Annotated in this window: 19 protein-coding genes and 1 pseudogene; 10 read left to right on the top strand and 10 right to left on the bottom strand. The window is 73.4% G+C overall.

The window, feature by feature from the left end:
• Window positions 1-27 precede the first annotated feature (27 nt).
• Entirely contained in the window at window positions 28-405 is a 378-nt protein-coding gene (locus Athai_RS14510; protein ID WP_203961972.1) for a VOC family protein, read from the top strand.
• A 177-nt stretch (window positions 406-582) separates the two neighbouring features.
• Here the strand turns inward: Athai_RS14510 and Athai_RS14505 are convergent, their stop codons facing one another.
• Window positions 583-1,281, bottom strand: coding sequence for a hypothetical protein (locus tag Athai_RS14505; RefSeq protein ID WP_203961971.1), 699 nt, complete (start codon window positions 1,279-1,281; stop codon window positions 583-585).
• A gap of 256 nt (window positions 1,282-1,537) precedes the next feature.
• Here Athai_RS14505 and Athai_RS14500 point away from each other — a divergent pair, with 256 nt between their 5' ends.
• A complete protein-coding gene (locus Athai_RS14500; RefSeq protein WP_203961970.1) occupies window positions 1,538-2,443 on the top strand; it encodes a sigma-70 family RNA polymerase sigma factor in 906 nt (301 codons plus the stop codon).
• 90 nt (window positions 2,444-2,533) lie between these two features.
• On the top strand, window positions 2,534-3,202 hold the full coding sequence (locus Athai_RS14495) for an alpha/beta hydrolase (RefSeq protein WP_203961969.1): 669 nt from the start codon (window positions 2,534-2,536) through the stop codon (window positions 3,200-3,202).
• A 5-nt stretch (window positions 3,203-3,207) separates the two neighbouring features.
• Here the strand turns inward: Athai_RS14495 and Athai_RS14490 are convergent, their stop codons facing one another.
• The 5 genes from Athai_RS14490 to Athai_RS14470 all read right to left on the bottom strand — a co-directional run bounded on the left by Athai_RS14490 (window position 3,208) and on the right by Athai_RS14470 (window position 9,405).
• Entirely contained in the window at window positions 3,208-4,311 is a 1,104-nt protein-coding gene (locus tag Athai_RS14490; protein WP_239156937.1) for a PfkB family carbohydrate kinase, read from the bottom strand.
• Between the two features lie 110 nt (window positions 4,312-4,421).
• Complete coding sequence (locus tag Athai_RS14485) at window positions 4,422-5,213, bottom strand: class I SAM-dependent methyltransferase (protein WP_203961968.1); 792 nt, start codon at window positions 5,211-5,213, stop codon at window positions 4,422-4,424.
• A 5-nt stretch (window positions 5,214-5,218) separates the two neighbouring features.
• Window positions 5,219-7,573 (bottom strand): glycoside hydrolase family 65 protein, encoded by a 2,355-nt coding sequence (locus tag Athai_RS14480; RefSeq protein WP_203961967.1) that lies wholly within the window; start codon window positions 7,571-7,573, stop codon window positions 5,219-5,221.
• Between the two features lie 155 nt (window positions 7,574-7,728).
• Window positions 7,729-8,502, bottom strand: a complete 774-nt coding sequence (locus Athai_RS14475) for an HAD family hydrolase (protein WP_203961966.1) — start codon at window positions 8,500-8,502, stop codon at window positions 7,729-7,731.
• 303 nt (window positions 8,503-8,805) lie between these two features.
• On the bottom strand, window positions 8,806-9,405 hold the full coding sequence (locus Athai_RS14470) for a MarR family winged helix-turn-helix transcriptional regulator (protein ID WP_239156936.1): 600 nt from the start codon (window positions 9,403-9,405) through the stop codon (window positions 8,806-8,808).
• Window positions 9,406-9,478: 73 nt separating this feature from the next.
• On the opposite strand from Athai_RS14470, the gene Athai_RS14465 reads away from it, so the two are divergent.
• Window positions 9,479-9,976 (top strand): cupin domain-containing protein, encoded by a 498-nt coding sequence (locus Athai_RS14465; RefSeq protein ID WP_203961965.1) that lies wholly within the window; start codon window positions 9,479-9,481, stop codon window positions 9,974-9,976.
• A gap of 52 nt (window positions 9,977-10,028) precedes the next feature.
• Here Athai_RS14465 and Athai_RS14460 read toward each other — a convergent pair whose 3' ends face one another.
• Window positions 10,029-11,213, bottom strand: a complete 1,185-nt coding sequence (locus Athai_RS14460) for an acyl-CoA dehydrogenase family protein (protein WP_203961964.1) — start codon at window positions 11,211-11,213, stop codon at window positions 10,029-10,031.
• Window positions 11,214-11,440: 227 nt separating this feature from the next.
• Between Athai_RS14460 and Athai_RS14455 the strand changes: the two genes are divergently transcribed.
• From Athai_RS14455 to Athai_RS14440, 4 genes are all read left to right on the top strand, one after another.
• Entirely contained in the window at window positions 11,441-11,617 is a 177-nt protein-coding gene (locus Athai_RS14455) for a hypothetical protein (RefSeq protein WP_203961963.1), read from the top strand.
• Window positions 11,601-12,308: a cytochrome b N-terminal domain-containing protein gene (locus Athai_RS14450; RefSeq protein WP_203961962.1), complete on the top strand. Its 708-nt coding sequence runs from the start codon at window positions 11,601-11,603 to the stop codon at window positions 12,306-12,308. Before Athai_RS14455 ends, Athai_RS14450 begins: the two co-directional genes overlap by 17 nt.
• Window positions 12,301-13,236, top strand: coding sequence for a hypothetical protein (locus Athai_RS14445; RefSeq protein ID WP_203961961.1), 936 nt, complete (start codon window positions 12,301-12,303; stop codon window positions 13,234-13,236). Before Athai_RS14450 ends, Athai_RS14445 begins: the two co-directional genes overlap by 8 nt.
• A 185-nt stretch (window positions 13,237-13,421) precedes the next feature.
• On the top strand, window positions 13,422-14,372 hold the full coding sequence (locus Athai_RS14440) for a nucleoside/nucleotide kinase family protein (RefSeq protein ID WP_203961960.1): 951 nt from the start codon (window positions 13,422-13,424) through the stop codon (window positions 14,370-14,372).
• Here the strand turns inward: Athai_RS14440 and Athai_RS14435 are convergent.
• From Athai_RS14435 to Athai_RS14425, 3 genes are all read right to left on the bottom strand, one after another.
• On the bottom strand, window positions 14,369-15,283 hold the full coding sequence (locus tag Athai_RS14435; RefSeq protein ID WP_203961959.1) for a 5'-3' exonuclease: 915 nt from the start codon (window positions 15,281-15,283) through the stop codon (window positions 14,369-14,371). The genes Athai_RS14440 and Athai_RS14435 overlap by 4 nt on opposite strands.
• 107 nt (window positions 15,284-15,390) lie before the next feature.
• On the bottom strand, window positions 15,391-16,311 hold the full coding sequence (locus Athai_RS14430) for an NADP-dependent oxidoreductase (protein ID WP_239156935.1): 921 nt from the start codon (window positions 16,309-16,311) through the stop codon (window positions 15,391-15,393).
• Between the two features lie 91 nt (window positions 16,312-16,402).
• On the bottom strand, window positions 16,403-17,254 hold the full coding sequence (locus Athai_RS14425) for a putative RNA methyltransferase (RefSeq protein WP_203961958.1): 852 nt from the start codon (window positions 17,252-17,254) through the stop codon (window positions 16,403-16,405).
• A 122-nt stretch (window positions 17,255-17,376) separates the two neighbouring features.
• Here Athai_RS14425 and Athai_RS14420 point away from each other — a divergent pair, with 122 nt between their 5' ends.
• The gene (locus Athai_RS14420) at window positions 17,377-18,561 is read left to right on the top strand and encodes an acyl-CoA dehydrogenase family protein (RefSeq protein ID WP_239157408.1); all 1,185 of its coding nucleotides are present in this window, start codon (window positions 17,377-17,379) and stop codon (window positions 18,559-18,561) included.
• A 32-nt stretch (window positions 18,562-18,593) separates the two neighbouring features.
• Window positions 18,594-19,084: pseudogene (locus Athai_RS14415) on the top strand (Lrp/AsnC family transcriptional regulator); the annotation flags it as partial.

Below are 19,084 nucleotides of genomic sequence, written 5' to 3'. Positions count from 1 at the left end.
GTAAATAGTTTTCCGAGAGGAGTGTTCATGCAGGTGACCGCATCGGCGGTGTCGTTGACGGTGGACGACGTCGCCGCTTCCAGTGCGTTTCTGTGCCGTCACTTCGGGTTCGCCGAGCAGCAAGCCGCCGACGGGTTCGCCTCGCTGGCCCGGTCCGACGTCGGAATGAACGTGATCTTCCTGCGCCGCGGGCTGCCGACGCTGCCCGCCGATCAGCGCGACGAGCACGCGGGCGGTCTGATCCTCGCCCTCACCGTCGACGACCTGGACGGCGAACTCGCCCGGCTGCGCGCCGAAGGCGTGCCGATCACCATGCCGCTGACGGTGGAGGAGTGGGGCGAGCGAGCCTTCCAGGTGCGCGACCCCAACGGCGTCATCGTCCAGCTGGTCGACTGGAACGGCTGACCGCGGTCCACCGTCGCACCGGCAGGTGCCCGGCCGCGCCGGTCGGCCCGGCGGGTGGGCAGCCGCCCCGGCGGGCACCCGGCAGGCGGCGGTGGTCGGCAGCACGCCGGCACCGGTCGGCGGCAGTCCCGGCACCCGACGGGCCACCGGGCGGCGGGCCGGCACCCGGCGTGGACTTCAGCGACGGCTCCCGGCGCCGGGCAACCGCACCGCGCGGCGGGCCGGCACCCGTTGACGGCGACCCGGTGCCGGGCCGGCGAACGCGGTGGTGATCTCGATCGATCCGGCGAGCAGCTGGTAGAGCAACGGGTCCGGGTCGGCGATGCAGGCGGCGGCCACGCCGTCCACCGCGCCGGTCACCGTCGCCGGCGCGGCGTACCGGCGGAACGCCTTCGTCGACGGGGAGAAACCGGGGCTGAACTTTCGCGCCCACCGCCACGCGTGCGGCACCCCGGCCAGTACCGCCCGGCTCGCCTCGTCGAGCTGGTTCTCGGGGCGGTCGTCGAGCACGTTGCCGAGCCGGTTGGCGGACAGGACGGCGACGGCCAGGCCACGCTGTCGCTCGGCGGCCACCACCGGCAGCGCCGTGATCGCGCAGTGCAGCGCGATGCCCAGGTCGATGCGGATGTCCTCACCGGTCAGCCCGATCACCGAGGGGATCAACGAAGCGAGCCGGGCCCGGCCGGCATCGCTGATCCGGTCGTTGACCTGGCGGGCGGTGGCCGCGAGCAGCGGGTGGGTGCAGGCCGGGTGATCGCTCCAGCGCTCGCCGGCCAGGTAGGACGCCATCTCCATGAAGCACGCGCCGCGCCGCGGGTTGCGGTGCTTGCCGCGGGACAGCACGGGGACCAGGTCGGGTGTACGGGTCATGGACATCGTTGCCCCCTCGGGCGGATCAGTACCCGTTCGGTCCCAGTCTGCGCCACCGCGTGGGCCACGTCGAGGCGATCCGACCGCCGGAACCGGGGTGGGTGACCCGCGGTGCGGCCCGACACCGGGTCGTTTCGGCGCCGAGGACACCGGGTAGGGACAAAACACCCACCGCTCCGGTGGCTGCGGGGCCATCCCGGGGTACGGGCGGCGCCGCGCCAGCCGCAGCGGATGGCCGACGACATCCGGGGGTGGATGGCTGGTGCCGTACCAGAACGACCGGTCGTTCCGGCAGGCCGACGCGCAGCTGCGGGCGATGCTGTCGCGGCCGGCGGGTGACCCGGGACGGGTCGCGGCCCGCTCCGCGGCGATCCTCGGCTACCTGCCCGTCGCCGACCGGATCGCCCGGCGCTACGCCGGCCGCGGCGAGCGGCTCGACGACCTGACCCAGGTGGCCCGGCTCGGACTGATCAAGGCGGTGGACGGGTTCGACCCGGCGCTCGGGCCGTTCCTCGGCTACGCGGTGCCCACCGTCTCCGGCGAGCTCAAGCGGTACTTCCGGGACCAGTGCCGGGACGTGCGGGTGCCACGCCGGTTGCAGGAGCTGCGGCGCTCGGCGGTCACGCTCGCCGAGCGGCTGGCGCAACGTACCGGCCGGGAGCCGGGCACCGCCGCGCTGGCCGCCGAGCTGGGCGTACCGGTCCGGGAGCTGTCCGGCGCGCTGGCCGCGGCGAGCGCGTACGCCCCGGTGTCGTTGAGCGCACCCCGCCGGGGCGACGGTGTCGAGCTCGCCGAACTGCTCGGCGGCCCGGACGAACGCGTCGAGCTGGTACCCGACCGGGTGTCGCTGCGGCCGGCGCTGCGGCGCCTGCCGGAACGGGAACGCCGGGTGCTTGCGATGCGGTTCGTCGAGCAGCGCACCCAGGCCGAGATCGGCGCCGCGATCGGGCTGTCCCAGATGCACGTCTCCCGGCTGCTCGCGCGGACCCTGGTCGGCCTGCGCGACTGGATCAACGGCGATGCCTCGCGGGTCGAGGTGTGCCGGGCCCGGATCCACCCGCCCGGGCCGGCGCCGAGAACGCCGTCGCGGGCGGCGGCGGGGCGGTCGACGGCCGCGACGAACCGCCGGCCGGAACCGGCGCGGAGGTCGCCGTCGCGGGCGGCATGACCACCCGAACGGCGACGGCTCGCCGGCCCGGCCCCGCTCGGCCCGGCGCGGGGCGATGATGGGCTCGGGAAGCGGCTAGGGAGGGGACCGATGGCGACGTTCGTCCTGATCGCCGGTGCCTGCCACGGCGGCTGGTGGTACACCCCGCTGGCCCGCCGGCTGCGCGAGTACGGTCATCAGGTGTTCGCGCCGACCCTGACCGGGTTGGGGGAGCGGGCGCACCTGCTGGCCGGCGGCGTCAACCTCGACACCCACGTCGAGGACGTGCTGGCGGTGCTGTCGGCCGAGCAGTTGCGCGAGACGATCCTCGTCGGGCACGGCTACGGCGGCATGGTCGTCGGCGGCGTCGCGGACCGGGCGCCGGAGTGCGTGGACGCGCTGGTCTACCTGGACGCGTTCGTCCCCGACGACGGCGACTCGTGCTGGCGGCTGACCAACGACGAGCAGCGCGCCTGGTACCTCGACGCCGGCGACACCGGCTACGCGGTCCCGCCGTTGCCGTTCTTCGACCGGCGGGCCACCCCGCACCCGCTCGCCTCGCTGCTGCAACGCATCCGGCTCACCCGCGACCTGTCCGCGTTTCGCCGTCGCGACTACGCGTACGCGCGACGCTGGCCCACCTCGTCGCCGTTCGAGCCGACCTGGCGGCGGCTGCGTACCGATCCGGACTGGACGGTGCACGAGCTGGACAGCGAACACGACCTGCTGCGCGACGCGCCGGACCAGGTACTCAAGATCCTGCTGGACGCCGCCGCCTGACGGCGTCAGTGCAGGTCGGACTGGCGGGCGATGGTGGCGGCGGCGCGGCGTACCGCGCCGGGCGGAGCCGAGGGAACCACACCGTCCAAGAACGCGTACCGCCGGCGCAACGACGCGTGGTAGGCGTCCGTGCTGCCGCAGTCGCGGACCGCGTGCCACCAGTCCGCGAGGTCGCCCCAGCCCGGCGCGGCGAGCGACCCGCCGAACTGCTGCACCGACAGCGCCGAGCAGGCACCCGCGAACGCCAGCCGGTCGGCCAGCGGCCAGCCCGCCAGCGTACCGAGGACCATGCCGGCGCCGAACACGTCGCCGGCACCGGTCGCGTCCAGCGCGTCCACCCGGGGCGCCGGTACCCGCGCCTCCTCGCCGGTGGTGGAGTCGATGCCGAGCGCCCCGTTCGCACCGTCGGTGACCACCGCGAGCGGTACCAGGTCGGCCAGCGCCCACAGCGCGTCCTGGGCGCTGTCGGTGCGGGTGTAGGCCATCGCCTCGGTCGCGTTGGGCACGAACGCGTGGCAGCGCGCCAGCCGGTCGAGCACCTGCCGGTCCCAGCTGCCGCTCGCGTCCCAGCCGACGTCGGCGAACACCAGCGCACCGGCGTCCGCCATCTGATCCGCCCAGCCGGTCGCACCGGCGTCGCCGAAGCCGTCCTCGTTGGACAGGTCGACGAAGATCGCCGCGCACCGCGGCGGCGTGCCGACGATCTCGGCCGCCGGGACGGGCGCGTCGTGGCCGTGGGTGACCATGGACCGGTCGCCGTGGCAGGCCATCGACACCGTCACCGGGGAGTGCCAGCCCTCGAACCGGCGGGACCGTGACAGGTCGACACCCTCCTGCTCGGCCAGGGTGCGCCAGCAGAAGTCGCCGTAGTCGTCGGAGCTGAACGCGGCGGCGAGGGAGGTGCGCAGCCCGAGCCGGGACGCCGCGATGGCGAGGTTCGCGATGCCGCCGGGACAGGAACCCATGCCCTCGGCCCACACCTCGGTACCGCTGCCCGGCGGCTGCGCCAGCCCGGTGAACACGATGTCCAGGAACACCGTGCCGTAGACGAACAGATCGAACCGCGCGCCGTGCTCGGTGCGCATCGTCGCCAGTGGATCGAACGCCACGATCGGTCCTCGCTTCCCCCGTACCGCCCGCCCGCGCCGTCGGGCCGGCGCCTGGCAGCCCGTTGCGCCAGGCTAGACCGCCAGGTCGCGGTGCCGCCCGGATTCGCGCCTCAGCCCCGGCGGCCGAGCACCACGGTCATCTCGTACCTGCCGGTCAGCCCGTCCGGGCCGGCCTGCGCGGCGAGCGGACCGGCCAGGTCCGCCCACAGCGCCGAGCGTGCCGCCGGTGGCAGCCGGTCCAGCGCGGCCCGCCAGCCCATCGTGTGGATCCAGCGCCACCAGGTGTCCGGGTCACCGAACCGGATACTCGCCGCGACCACCGTCGCGGTGGTCTCGACGAAGCCGGCGCCGGACAGTACCGCCGCCGCGTCGAACCGGCCGGTCGGCCACGGCGTGCCGGGCAGCCCGGCCGCCTGCCAGTGCCGCAGGAACGCCGGCCGCAGGAACGGCCAGCCGCCGTCGGTCTCCCGCGGCACCGACACCGCGACCCGCCCGCCGGGCCGCAGCACCCGGTGCAGTTCGCCGGCCGCCGCGGCCGGATCCGGCAGCAGGAACAGCGCCGAACCGCACAGCGCCAGGTCGAACCCGCCGGCCGGTGCCGGCAGCGCGGCCGCATCGGCGGTGGCCACCGCCACGTTCGCCACCTGCCGTACGGCGAGGTCGCGGCGCAGCGCGGCCACCATCGGTGCCGCCCGGTCCACGCCCAGCACCCGACCGGACGGCCCCACCCGCCGCGCCGCCGGCAGTACGGTCGCGCCGCGCCCGCAGGCCACGTCGAGGACCCGCGCACCGGCCGCCGGGGCGGCCAGCTCGACGGTGCGGCGACCGAACTCGGCGAAGTACGGCACGATCTGGTCGTACTGCTCGGCCACCGCGGCGAACAGCGCGGCGCGGTCCGGCATCCGCCTCAGGCCTCCCGGCGGCGCGGAGCCCGGCCCGGCGGCTGCAGCGGCGTCGGCCAGTTCGGCGCGGGCGGGATCGACCGGGTCACCGGCTCGCCAGGGGCGAGCATCAACATCTCACCGTGGTGGCTGATCGGGATCGCCGGCCCGTCGGCGAGGGAGTAGGTCGCGGTCTCGGCGGTCATCTCCACCCGCAGGTGATGACCGCGGATCAGCATCCGGAACGCGATCCGGGACAGCCCCCGGGGCAGCCGCGGCGCGAACGCCAGCCCCTCGTCGGAGTCGCGCAACCCGCCGAACCCGGCCACCAGCGCCAGGCACGCCCCACCCAGCGAGGCCATGTGCAGCCCGTCCTTGGTGTTGGCGTGCAGGTCGTCCAGGTCGGTCAGGACCGCCTCGGCCAGGTAGTCCAGGGCGAGATCCAGATGTCCGCACTCGGCGGCGACCACCGCCTGGGTGCACGCCGACAGGGACGAGTCGCGCACCGTGATCGGCTCGTAGTAGGCGAAGTTGCGGGCCTTCTGCTCCGGTGTGAACGCCTCCCCGCAGGTCTGCATCGCCAGCACCAGGTCGGCCTGCTTGACCACCTGCTTGCGGTAGATGTCGAAGTACGGGAAGTGCAGCAGCAGCGGGTACCGGCTGCCGGTCGCGGCGAAGTCCCAGTGCTCGTGGCTGGTGAACCCCTCCGACTGCGGGTGCACCCCGAGCGTCTCGTCGTACGGGATGGTCATCGCCTTCGCCGCGTCCCGCCAGGACGCCATCTCCTCGACGCTGACGTCCAGCGCGCCGGCCTCACCCGGGTACTTCTCGGCCACGTCGGCCGCCGCGATCAGGTTCCGCCGCGCCATCAGGTTGGTGTAGACGTTGTTGTCGGCGATCGCCGAGTACTCGTCCGGACCGGTCACCCCGTCGATGCGGAACTGGCCGTGCGTGTCGTGGTGGCCCAGCGAGCGCCACATCCGGGCCGTCTCGACCAGCAGCTCCAGGCCCACCTCGCGCTCGAAGTCGCGATCGTCGGTGGCCTGCACGTAGCGCACCACCGCGTGCGCGATGCCGGCGCCGAGGTGGAACGCGGCGGTACCGGCCGGCCAGTAGCCGGAACACTCCTCGCCGCGGATGGTGCGCCAGGGGAACACGGCGCCGGCCAACCCGAGCTGTTGAGCCCGGTCCCGCGCCATCGGCAACGTGTTGTACCGCCAGCGCAACGCCTGTTCGACCGCCTGCGGCACGCTGTAGGTCAACACCGGCAGCACGAAGATCTCGGTGTCCCAGAACGAGTGCCCGTCGTAGCCGGGCCCGGTCAACCCCTTCGCCGGGATCGCCCGCTGCTCGGCCCGGGCACTTGCCTGCAACACGTGGAACAGCGCGAACCGGATCGCCTGTTCGATCTCGGTGTCGCCGTCGACCTCCACCGACGCGCCCTGCCAGAACTCGTCGAGGTAGCGGCGCTGCTCGGCGAGCAGCCCGTTCCAGCCGGTGAACCGGGCCGCGGACAGCGCCGCGGCGACCTGGTCGCGCACCGCCGGCACGGACCGGTACGACGACCAACCGTAGGCGAGGAACTTGACCAGGCGCAGCTTCTGCCCGGGTCGCAGCACGGTGGCGACGGTGGTCCGGGCCAGATCGTCGAACGACTCGGTGGCCACGTGCAGGTTGACCTCTTCGGGCACCGTGATCCGGTGGTCCATGCCAGCCGCCACCCGCAGCCCGGAGCGCGCCGTCTGGTGGATCAGGATCGCACCCCGCTCGCCGGACACGCCGTTGTGTTCGGCGCGCAGCGGCGCCTCCAGTACCGCGGCGGCGCGTGGGTCACCGGACTGCTCCGGCAACTGCTCGTTGGCCACCAGCTCGGACTGCAGCACCACCCGGGCCGGGCCGTCGACCGGCTCCACCTCGTAGCAGATCGCCGCGACCGCCCGCTGGGTGAACGACACCAGCCGGGTCGAGGTGACCTGCACGGTCCGGCCGGCCGGCGAGGTCCAGGTGACGTCGCGGCGCAACACGCCGTCCCGGAAGTCCAGGTTGCGCTCGTGCGCGCGCAGGGTGCCGTACCGCAGGTCGAACGGTTCGTCGTCGACCATCAGCCGGATCAGCTTGCCGTTGGTGACGTTGATGACCGTCTGCCCGGACTCCGGGTAGCCGTACCCGGCCTCCGCGTACGGCAGCGGGCGAAGCTCGAACACGCCGTTGAGGTAGGTGCCCGGCAACCCGTGCGGCTCTCCCTCGTCCAGGTTGGCCCGCAGTCCGATGTGCCCGTTGGACAGCGCGAACACCGACTCCGACTGCGCTATCCGGTCCAGGTCGAGGCTGAGTTCGCGCAGGCACCAGGGCTCCACGGTGAACGCCCGGCCAGTAGTCATGGTTCCCCGATCTTCATTGCTTGTGCTGTACGCCGGCACCGGCGCCATTCGACTGACGCCGTTGGGGCAAGCATGGGTGATGGTGTGGTTGTCCGGTGGCCGAGCCGGCCCGGTGTCACCGGTTCGCCGACGGCGCCCGGCTGCTGCGGTCCGGGTCAGTGCCGCGCGGTATGCGGCTCTGCCTCGGGAATGTCGGCATCGATCAGCTCGGCGAGATCGTCGACGACCACGTCGGCGCCGTGCTCGCGCAACGCGTCCGCCTGGCCGACCCGGTCGACCCCGACCACCAGCCCGAAGTGGCCGGCGTGGCCGGCCGCGACACCGGACAGCGCGTCCTCGAACACGGCCGCCTCGCCGGGCGTGACACCCAGCGTGCGGGCCGCGGCGAGGAAGGTGTCCGGGGCCGGCTTGCCGGCCAGGCCGTCGCGCGCGGCGACGACCCCGTCCACGATCTCCTCGAACAGGTCCTGGATGCCGGCCGCCGCCAGCACCTGCCGGCAGTTCGCGCTGGAGGACACCACGGCGCGGCGCAGGCCGGCCCGGCGCGCGGCGTGCACGTACCGCACCGAGCCCGGGTAGGCGTCCACGCCCTCGTCGTGGATCAGCCGCAGCACCAGTTCGTTCTTGCGGTTTCCCAGGCCGCGCACGGTCTCGGCGGTGGGCGGGTCGTCCGGCGACCCTTCCGGCAGCGTGATGCCGCGAGAAGCCAGGAACGAACGGGTCCCGTCCTGCCGTGGCTTCCCGTCGACGTACCGGTCGTAGTCGCTCTGAGTGAAGGGCTGCGCGGTGGCGTGCTCCCGGCGGGCACGCTCCGCGAGGTACCCGTCGAACATCCGCCGCCACGCCTCGGCGTGCACGACAGCGGTACGGGTGAGCACACCGTCAAGATCGAACAGACAGGCGCGCACGCCGTTCGGAAGCCCCAACACGGCACCGATAGTAATGGCGAACAGGGGGATTGGAACGCTGTGGCGCGGCGTGCCGTGCGCCGTGGCCTCACCGTGATCTAGCCGGCGGTTCGGCCGGGCGTCGGCGCCGACCGCGCCGGGGCGGTGCGCGGTCGCTCGACCTGCACCGGGGACGATCTTGCGCGCCGTGACGATCTCGGCCCAGTTACCTAGGAAACATGGCGGAGCGTGGCGCAGGTCACTGATGAGGGACGAAGCAACCCCAATAACGCATTCCCGGCGACGAATGCCCACCGTCACGAACTCGCGACGGCTAGCGCCCCGCTACGTCCGGCGGTGCCCGCCGGTGGCGAACGACGCGAGCAGCCGCCGTAACAGGAGGTCCAGGGTGTCCTGCTCGGACCGGGAGAGCGGCGCGAGCAGGCGGGACTCGTTGGCGGTGTGTTCGGTGACCGCCGCGTCGATCGTGTCGCGGCCGGCCCCGGTCAGGGCGACCCGGAAGCTGCGCCGGTCGGCCGGATCCGGCTCGCGCCGGACCAGCCCGGCGGCCGCCAGCCGGTCGATGCGGTTGGTCATTCCGGCCCGGGAGAGCATCAGCGTGTCCGACAGCGCGGACGGCGACAGCGCGCAGGGTCCGCCGGACCGGCGCAGCGCCGCGAGCACGTCGAACTCGCCCTGGCGCAGGCCGTACCGGGCGAGCACGTCCTCGACCGCTCGGCTGCCGAGCAGCCACAGCCGGGCGAACCGGCTCAGCGTCCCCATCGCGCGCACGTCCAGATCCGGCCGCTCGCGGCGCCACTGGTCGACGATGCGATCCACCTCGTCCGCGCCGTCACCCTCGTTCCTGGCAGGCCCGGTTCCGGCAGGCCCGGTTCCGGCACCCTCGTTCCTGCCGGGCCGGGGCATGTCGGGGGTGGCGTTCACGTGGCCGAGTCTATTCGACGCAAGATAGTTTGAGGCCGTACTATCCGGTGGCGAACATTCTTGGGAGGTCGCCATGTCGTTGTTGCCACCGGGGGAGAACGGTGCCGTGCTGGTGCGGGCCGCGGAGGCCGAGGCGGTCGGCGCACCACCGACCATGGTCCGGCTCCTCGTCGACGCGCACGCCGCGGACGGGGCGCTGAGCACCCAGCGGGTCACGCTGGGCCGTGGCGCGGACGGGGCCGCCCCGCACCACCACCGCGGCTCGGTCGAACTGTTCTACGTGCTGTCCGGCACCGCCCAACTGCTCGCCGGCGACCAGGTGCTGACCGCAAGCGAGGGCGACGTCGCGCTCGTACCGGCCGGCCAGCTGCACGCGTTCGCCGCCGCCCCGGGCGAGCCGGCCGACCTGCTGATCGTGATCGCGCCCGGCGTCGAACGCTTCGAGTACTTCCGGCTGCTGGCGCGGGTCGCGACCGGGCAGGCCGACCGGCAGGAACTGCTCGACGCGCAGGAGCGGTTCGACACCTGGTTCGCCGACAGCGCAGCCTGGCGGGCCGCCCGCGGGCACTGACCGCCGGCAGCGCCTCGCACCGACCTGCCGGCAGCGCCCCGGCGGCAGCCGGTCAGCGGAACGCGGGCACGCCGGTGAGCGCCTGGCCGAGCACCAGCGTGTGCACCTCGCTGGTGCCCTCGTAGGTCAGCACCGACTCCAGGTTGTTGGCGTGTCGCAGCGGTGCGAAGTCCAGCGTGATGCCGGCCGCGGCGAGGATCGTGCGGCACTCCCGGGCGATCCCGATCGCCTCCCGCACGTTGTTCAGCTTGCCCAGGCTGATCTGCTCGCTGCGCAGCGTGCCGGCGTCCTTGCGCCGGCCCAGGTGCAGTGCCAGCAGCGTCGCCTTGCCGAGCTCCAGCGTCATGTCCACCAGCTTCTGCTGGGTGAGCTGGAAACCAGCGACCGGCCGGTCGAAGGCCTGCCGGTCGATCGCCCACTCGATGGTGGTCTCCAGGCAGTCGCGGGCGGCGCCGGTGGCGCCGAAGACGATGCCGAACCGCGCCTCGTCCAGGCAGCTGAGCGGGGCGCGCAGGCCGCGCGCGTCCGGCAGCATCGCCTCGGCCGGCAGCCGTACCTCGTCGAAGGCCAGCTCGGCGGTCACCGAGGCGCGCAGCGACAGCTTGCGGGTGATCTCGGTACTGGTGAACCCGGGCGTGCCGGCCTCGACGAGGAACCCGCGCACCCCGTCGTCGGTGCGGGCCCAGACCACCGCGACGTCGGCGACCGTACCGTTGGTGATCCACATCTTGCTGCCGGACAGCACCCAGTCGGTGCCGTCCCGGCGGGCGCGGGTACGCATCCCGGCGGGGTTGGAGCCGAAGTCGGGCTCGGTGAGCCCGAAGCAGCCGAGCGCCCGGCCGGCCGCCAGCTCCGGCAGCCAGCGCTGCTTCTGCGCCTCCGAACCGAACGCGTGGATCGCGTACATGGCGAGCGACCCCTGCACCGACACCAGGCTGCGCAGGCCCGAGTCGGCCGCCTCCAGCTCGGCGCACGCCAGGCCGTAGCTGACGGCGCCGGTGCCGGCACAGCCGTACCCGGTCAGATGCATGCCAAGCACCCCGAGCCTGCCCAGTTCGGCGGCGAGCTCACGGGCCGGCACGTGACCCGCCTCGTACCAGTCGGCGAGGTGCGGCCGGATCCGGTCGGCGACGAACGCGCGGACGGTGTCCCGGATGCGTCGTTCCTCGTCGGTGATCAGCTCCTCCACGCCGAACAGCGCCAATGGATGTTGCCGGTCGGCCGTGGGATCCGACATGGGTCACTCCTCGGGTGCGCTGGCAGCGCCATCATGGCGCCGGGACGCCACGTACCGTACGACCGCGGCAACTGGGCATTACCGCCGGGCACGCTGCGGACCCGACCGGCCAGGTGGCCGACGGTCCGGATCTTGTCGATGTTTCCGACGAAGCCCCTGCGTCGACCACCAACGCCGCGTAACGTGACGGCCGACATGCGCAGGGACCAGCTGCGGGGGCAGTGGTCATGGCATCGATCGACGCCGCGCCCATCGACCTGAACCACCTCGGCCACTACGTGCACTGGGGTGTCATCCAGATCTCCTGGGCGAACCTCATCGTGATTCTGCTGATGGTGGCGCTGTTCGTCGCGGCGTTGCTACTTCCGTTCCCGAAGGGCCGGGACGATGAGCGAGGCGAGTGACCGGGGCCCGGCGGCGCCGGTTGGCTCCCGGCCGGGCTGGACCGGCACGCTACGCCGCGGGTTGACGCGGCTGCTGCCACCCGACCGGCTGCTGCCGGACAAGCAGCCGGCGTACGTGACCTCGTGGATCTACGTGTTCGGCGTGTTGACGCTGTCTGCGCTGATCGTGGCTCTGCTGTCCGGTGGCGTGCTGGCGCTCAAGGGACCGGCATGGTGGCACTACTCGGCGACCGGGCACTTCGTCAACAGCACGCATCTGTGGAGCGTGGAGCTGTTCTTCGCGTTCATGGTGATCCACCTGTGGGGCAAGTTCTTCATGGCCGCTTGGCGGGGCCGGCGCGCCCTGACCTGGATCACCGGTGTGTTGGCGTTCGTCGGCTCGATCGGGACCGCGTTCACCGGTTACCTGACCCAGCAGAACTTCGACTCGCAATGGATATCCACCCAGGCCAAGGACGGGTTGAACTCGGTCGGGGTCGGAGCCTTCTTCAACGTCACGGACTTCGGCCAGATGCTGATGTGGCACATCGTGCTGCTGCCCGCGATCCTCGCGGTACTGGCGGCCCTGCACATCCTGCTGGTGCGGATCCGTGGCGTCGTCGAGCCGCTGCCCGACGCGCGCGGTCGCCGGCCGAGCACGCCTCGTCCCGCCGACGCCGATCGCTCCCCGAACGGGAGCGACGATGACTGAGCCCACCCGATACCGACGCTACGATCTGGTCAAGGAGTTCGTGGTCGCGTTCGCCGTGGTCGTGGTGCTCACGCTGGCGCTGTCGGCGGTGCTCTCCTCACCCGACGAGAAACCGATCACGTTGTCGGGCTGGGCACGGGCCGACCCCGCCGACTTCGTCGCGACCGCGGTCGCCGAACTGGACGGCACCAGCGCGACCGCCACCTACGGCCCGCCCTACACGGATTCCCCCGGAGCGGGGCAGACCATCGGGCCACTCGCGCTGCAACGCTGGGCCGGGGTGCGGCATCCGATCGACACCGCCACCGACTTCGTACTCACCCCGCTGCAGTCCGCGACCTCTGGTGACCCAGGCCTGCGGGTGGCACTTGCCCGGTACCGGGCCGCGCCGCTGAGCCAACGGCAGGCATGGGCCACCCGGTATGCGGCGGCGCTGGCGAAGGCTCCCGGCGGCGCACCCCGCCGAGTCGCACCCGGGCCGTACGGCCCGGTCCCGGTGTTGTTGTCCCGGCTGCTGATGCTGGCCCGCAACGGCGGGCTGGACGGCGCGCTGCTCAGCGAGGGCGGTGCCCGCTTCTACCAGACCGATTACACGAAACCGTTGCTGTTCCTGTCCGACGGCTCCTACCTGGCCGACCGTGCCGACCGCGAACACCTGTCGGGCGACCAGTGGGGGATGATGAACGAGACCGGCGACTATCCCGGCCAGGCCTGGCTGTGGCTGTACACGTTCTGGTACCAGATTCCGCCGTTCTCCAGCTCGGACAACGCCGACGCGTGGGTCTGGGCGCTGATGGCGGTGCTGACCCTGGCGCTGCTGCTGGTGCCGTTCATCCCCGGGCTCCGCTCGATCCCGCGCTGGATTCCGGTGTACCGGCTGATCTGGCGGGAGCACTACCGGCGAGCGGGGCACCGGTCGAGTCCGTGACCGGTGCCGACCCCTGTTCACGCCGGTCCCGTCACCGCCCGGACCGGGACGCGACAGCAACCGCCGCGTGGCGGCCCGTGCCGCGCCGGACCTTCTTCCCGAAGCGTACGTGCGGCACACCGCCGAGCGCATCGCCGGCGCGGCCGATCTTTGCGCCCGCCGGCCCCGCCACACTGGCCGTACCGATGCGCGAGGGGGATGCGATGGCGGACGTGGTGTGGCTGGGCGGCGGCTGCGGGGCGGGCAAGAGCACCCTGGCAAGGCGCCTGGCGTACCGGTACGACCTGCGGTTGTGGCCGGTCGACGCGTACAGCTACGCGCACCAGCGGCGAGCCACGACCGAGCCTGGTTGGCCGGTGATGCGCGCCGCCGCCGGCCTGGACTTCGCCGCGCGCTGGCTGTCCGGCTCGGTCGACGACCAGCTGGTGCGCTTCCTCGGCTACGCCGCCGAGCAGTTCACGATGGTCGCCGACGACCTCGCCGCGTTGCCGGACCGGACGCTGACCCTGGTCGAGGGGCCGCAGTTGCTGCCGGCGCAGGTCGCCGCGTCCGGCGGCGCCGCGATGTGGCTGCTCCCGACGCCCCGGCAGGTGCACCGGTCCCGGCGGCAGCGTCGCTTCGCCGGCCTGGCCGACCAGGCGACGCTGGACCGGGTACTCGGCACGCTGATCGACCGGGACGTGCTGCTCGCCGAACACCTGCGCCGGCAGGTCGGGGCGATCGGCGGGTACCTCGTCGACGTGGACGTCGACACCGACTGGGACCGGCTCGCCGACGTGGTCGCCGGGCGACTCGGCCTGCGCGCCACCCCGCCCCCACCGGATCGGAACGCCGACGGTGTGCCTCGGGCCGGTGCTGCCGGCGGTGTGTCTCGGGTCGGCGCGCCCGACGGTGTGTCTCGGGCCGGCGCGGCCGACGGTGCCGCCCGGCAGCGGTTGCGGCGGGCCGAGAACGCCGCGGTGCTGGCGAACCTCACCGCACACCGCGCCTGGACCGGCACGACGACGCCGCTGCGCGGCCCGTTCGCGTGCGAGTGCACCCGGCTCGGCTGTGCCGCCCAGACCAGCCTCGACATCGACGACTACCGGGCCCGCACCGGTCCGCTGGTGCTGTGCGCCGACCGAGGCGGTGTCTAGCCGGCGGTCTCGGCCAGCGCGTCGGTGAGCCGGGTCAGCGGGCTCGCCAGGTTCCACCGCTCGGCCAGCGCCAGCAGCTGCTGCTCGTCGACCGGGGCGGCCGGCAGCGCCGTGTCGACGGCCGGCACCGGTGCCTCGGCGCCGGCGGTGACCACCCGGGGTGCCACCGCGAGGTAGTCGCGGGCGGCGGCGAGCTTGCGGCCCTGCGCCGGCCGGACCGCCGGGTCGGCGGCGTCGACCGCGGCGAGCAGCGCGTCGAGCGTCTGGTACCGGCCGAGCAGGCCGGCGGCGGTCTTGTCGCCGATGCCGGCGACGCCGGGCAACCCGTCGGACGGGTCGCCGCGCAGCACCGCGAAGTCGACGTACTGCCGGGCGTGCACGCCGTAGCGGGCGTGCAGCGTGGTGTCGTCGTAGACCTCCAGCTTGGCCACCCCGCGACCGCAGTAGAGCACCCGCACCTGCCGGTCGTCGTCGATGACCTGGAACAGGTCGCGGTCGCCGGTGGCGACCTCCACCGGGCCCGGCTCGCGGGCGGCCAGGGCGCCGATGATGTCGTCGGCCTCGCAGCCCGGCGCGCCGAGGGTGCCGATGCCGACGGCGCGCAGCGCGTCCAGGATGATCGGCACCTGCGGGCTCAGCGCCTCCGGCACCGCCTCGCCACCGTCGGCGGCGACCCGGTGCGCCTTGTACGACCCGATCAGCGCCACCCGCCAGTCCGGCCGCCAGTCGGCGTCCAGGCAGCAGACCATCCGGTCCGGCCGGCGGGCGCGGATCAGCTGGGCGAGCATGTCGAGAAAGCCGCGGACCGCGTTGACGGGGGTGCCGTCGGGGGCGGTGATCGAGGCGGGGATGCCGTGGAAGGCGCGGAAGTACAGGCTCGCGGCGTCGACGAGCAGCAGCGGTCGGCTCACCCGTGCCAGCCTGCCATGCCGGTACGACAACCGCGGCGCCTCGGCGGCTGTCGTGGCCGCGAGCGAGCCGACGCTCGGCGCCGGTGCCCGCCGGTGCCCGCCGGTGCTCAGGGCACGATGACCAGCTTGCCGTGCGTGTGGCCGCCGCGGCTGGCGTCGAACGCCGCCCCGACCTCGGTCAGCGGGTAGCTCGCCTGCACCGGTACGGTGAGCCGGCCCTCGTCGGCCAGCCGGGCGAGTTCGGCCAGCCCGGCGCCGTCCGGGCGGACCCAGATCCAGGCCCCGCCGTGTTGCTCGACGCCGGGGTCGGCGATCGACACGTGCCGCCCGCCGGGGGAGAGCACCGCGCTGGTGGTCGGCTGCTGTCCACCGACGAGGTCCAGGGCCGCGTCGACTCCGTCCGGGGCCAGCTCGCGGATGCGTTCGGCGAGCCCGTCGCCGTACTCGACCGGGGTGGCGCCGAGGGCGCGGACGGCGTCGTGGCTGGCCGCCGAGGCGGTCCCGAGCACCCGGGCGCCGCGGTCGACGGCGAGCTGGACGGCGAGGGTGCCGACGCCGCCGGCCGCCCCGTACACCAGGACGACGTCACCGGCGCCGATCTCGGTCCGTTCCACGCAGCGTTTCGCGGTCAGCCCGGCGAGCGGCAGGCCACCGGCCTGGGCCCAGTCGAGCGCGGCCGGCTTGCCCGCCACCACGGCCGCGGAGACCGCGACGTACTGGGCGAACGTGCCGGCGCCGACGACGTCCTTGCGGGCGTAGGCCAGCACCTCGTCGCCGGGTGCGAACTCGGGGGTGTCCGGGCCGCGACCGCGCACCACCCCGGCCACGTCCCAGCCCGGGACGACCGGGAAGACGGTGTCCAGCATCGGGTCCAGGCCGCCGGCCATGACCTTCCAGTCGACCGGGTTGACGCCCGCGGCCCGGACCTCGATCAGCACCTGGCCGGGGCCGACCTTCGGGTCGGGCAGCTCGCCCGTCCGCAGCGTCGAGTTGTCGGCGGCGAAGGACTCGTAGTAGGCGGCACGCACCAGCGTCTCCTCGTGATCGTACGGTCGGGCCAGCTGCGACCGTACGCGTCCGGCCGGGGTGGCTGTTCCGGAACGCCGGGGCCGGTCCGGCTCAGCGGCGTAGCCGGTAGCTGGCGACGGTGACCGCCGCGGTGGTCTCGGTCGCCGTGGGCAGGTCGGCGATGCGCTCGGCGAGCCGACCGGCCGGCAGGTGGCGGGCGCTGGGGCCCATCCCGACGACGGCGGCGACCTGATCGTGGTCCAGCCGCAGACCGAAGCGCACGGTGTCGGAACCGACCGGGTCGAAGTCGGCCAGGGTGGCGGCGAGCCGGTCCGGCTTGGCCGCGTCGACGCCGACCAGCCCGAGCGCGGCGACCAGTTCGCCGAGGTGGTCGGCGGCGGGGGTGACGACCAGCAACGACCCGTCGGCGGTCAGCACCCGGGCGATCTCGGCGGCGTTGCGCGGCGCGAAGACGTTGAGGACCAGCCCGATGCGTCCGGAACGGATCGGCAGCGGCTGCCAGACGTCGGCGCCGATGGCGGCGATGTGCGGGTGGGCGCGGGCGGCCCGGCGCAGCGCGTACCCGGACAGGTCGACGGCGAGGCCGAGCCGGTGGGGTTGGGCGCCGAGCAGCCGCGCCAGGTAGTGCCCGGTGCCGGCACCCAGGTCGAGCACCGGGTCGGTGCCGTCCGGCGCGGCGGCGCGGATGGCGTCGCTGATGGGGGAGTAGTGCCCGGCGTCGAGGAAGCGCTGCCGGGCCGCCACCATCTCGGCGGTGTCCCCGGTACCGGGGCCGGCGGCGCCGGCCCGCAGCGTCAGGTACCCGTGCCGGGAGATGTCGAAGCTGTGCCCGCGAGGGCAGCGCACCCGGGTGGCGTCGATGGTGAGTGGTCCGGCGCAGTTCGGGCAGCGCAGGTGGTCGATGGCATCGCTGAGCACCCTCCGATCATCCCCGATCCCCATAATTCCAGCTTCCTAGGAAGGCTCAAGCGACGTAACCGTCGCCACCCGAAACAAGTCGGAGCTCCGCCAACTCCCCGCCGGACCCAAACGAGCGTTAAGCTGCCGCTTGCAGTGGCGGCATGATGTGGGAGGAAATCATGGGCGAGTCCGGCGCCGGCCCGGTCCCTACGGTGCAGCGGTTGCTGCCCACCGACGAGGCCGAGGCGCTGCTGGAGTTGACAGCCGACATCGCCGACCGGGAGCTGGCTCCGCGGGCGGCCGACTTCGAGGCGCGGGGCGAGTTCCCGCGCGCGGCGTTCGTCACGCTGGGGCGGGCCGGGCTGCTGAGCCTGCCGTACCCGGAGGAGTACGGCGGTGGAGCCCAGCCGTACGAGGTGTACCTGCAGGTGGTGGAGGAGCTGGCGCGGCGCTGGCTGTCGGTGGCGCTCGGGGTCAGCGTGCACACCCTGGCCTGCTTCCCGATGGCGGAGTTCGGCAGCGAGCAGCAGCGCAAGCGGTTCCTGCCGGACATGCTCGGCGGTGACCAGCTCGGCGCGTACTGCCTGTCGGAGCCGGCGGGCGGTTCGGACGCGGCGGCGTTGACCACCCGCGCGCAGCGCGACGGCGAGTCGTACCGGGTGACCGGGACGAAGGCGTGGGTGTCGCACGGCGGGGTGGCCGACTTCTACAACGTGTTCGCCCGTACCGGCGGGCCGGGGCCGAAGGGTGTCTCGTGCCTGCTGGTCGACCCGGGTACCGAGGGGATGGTGCCGCAGCGGCCGGAGCACAAGATGGGGCTGAGTGCCGGCCCGACCGCGCAGATCGTGTTCGACGACGCCGTGGTGCCCGCCGAGCGGCTGATAGGCGGCGAGGGCGTCGGGTTTCGCATCGCGATGCAGGCGTTGGACTCCGGCCGGCTGGGGATCGCGGCGTGCGCGATCGGGTTGGCGCAGTCGGCGCTGGACTACGCGTGCTCCTACGCCGTCGAACGGGAGCAGTTCGGTCGTCCGATCGCGCAGTTCCAGGGTGTCGGGTTCATGCTGGCGGACGCGGCGACGCAGGTGGCGGCGGCGCGGGCGTTGCTGTTGACCGCGGCCCGGCTGAAGGACGCCGGCCGGCCGTTCTCGGTGGCGGCCGCGGAGGCGAAACTGTTCGCGACCGACACCGCGATGCGGGTGACCACCGACATGGTGCAGGTGCTCGGCGGGTACGGGTACGTGGCCGATCACCCGGTGGAGCGGTACTTCCGGGAGGCGAAGGTGCTGCAGATCGTGGAGGGCACCAACCAGATCCAGCGGTTGGTGATCTCTCGTGCGCTGACGTCGTGAGCGGGCCGCGACCGGCGGTGTAGCGTTTCCGCGTGGAACAGATCGATCGGGCCATCGTGGCCGCGTTGTCGGCCGACGGCCGGTTGTCGTTCACCGATCTCGCCGAGCGGGTGGGGTTGTCGGTGTCGGCGGTGCACCAGCGGGTGCGGCGGTTGGAGCAGCGCGGCGTGATCCGCGGGTACGCGGCGGTGGTCGACTACGAGGCGCTGGGTCTGCCGTTGACGGCGTTCGTGGCGATCCGGCCGACCGACCCGGCGGCGCCGGACGACGCTCCCGAGCGGTTGGCGCACCTGCCGGAGATCGAGTCGTGCTACTCGGTGGCCGGCGAGGATTTCTACCTGTTGAAGGTGCGGGTGGCCTCGCCGGTGGACCTGGAGGGTCTGTTGCAGCGGATCCGGTCGATCGCCGGGGTCACCCATCGCACCACGATCGTGCTGTCCACGCCGTACGAGGGACGGCCGGCGCGGGCGCCGTCGCCGCCCAGCGGCGATTGAGACGGTCCCGGGCCCCGCGGGGCCCCGGA

The sequence above is a fragment of the Actinocatenispora thailandica genome (assembly GCF_016865425.1).
Classification (GTDB): Bacteria; Actinomycetota; Actinomycetes; order Mycobacteriales; family Micromonosporaceae; genus Actinocatenispora; species Actinocatenispora thailandica.
This window is presented reverse-complemented; position numbering and strand designations above follow the sequence as displayed.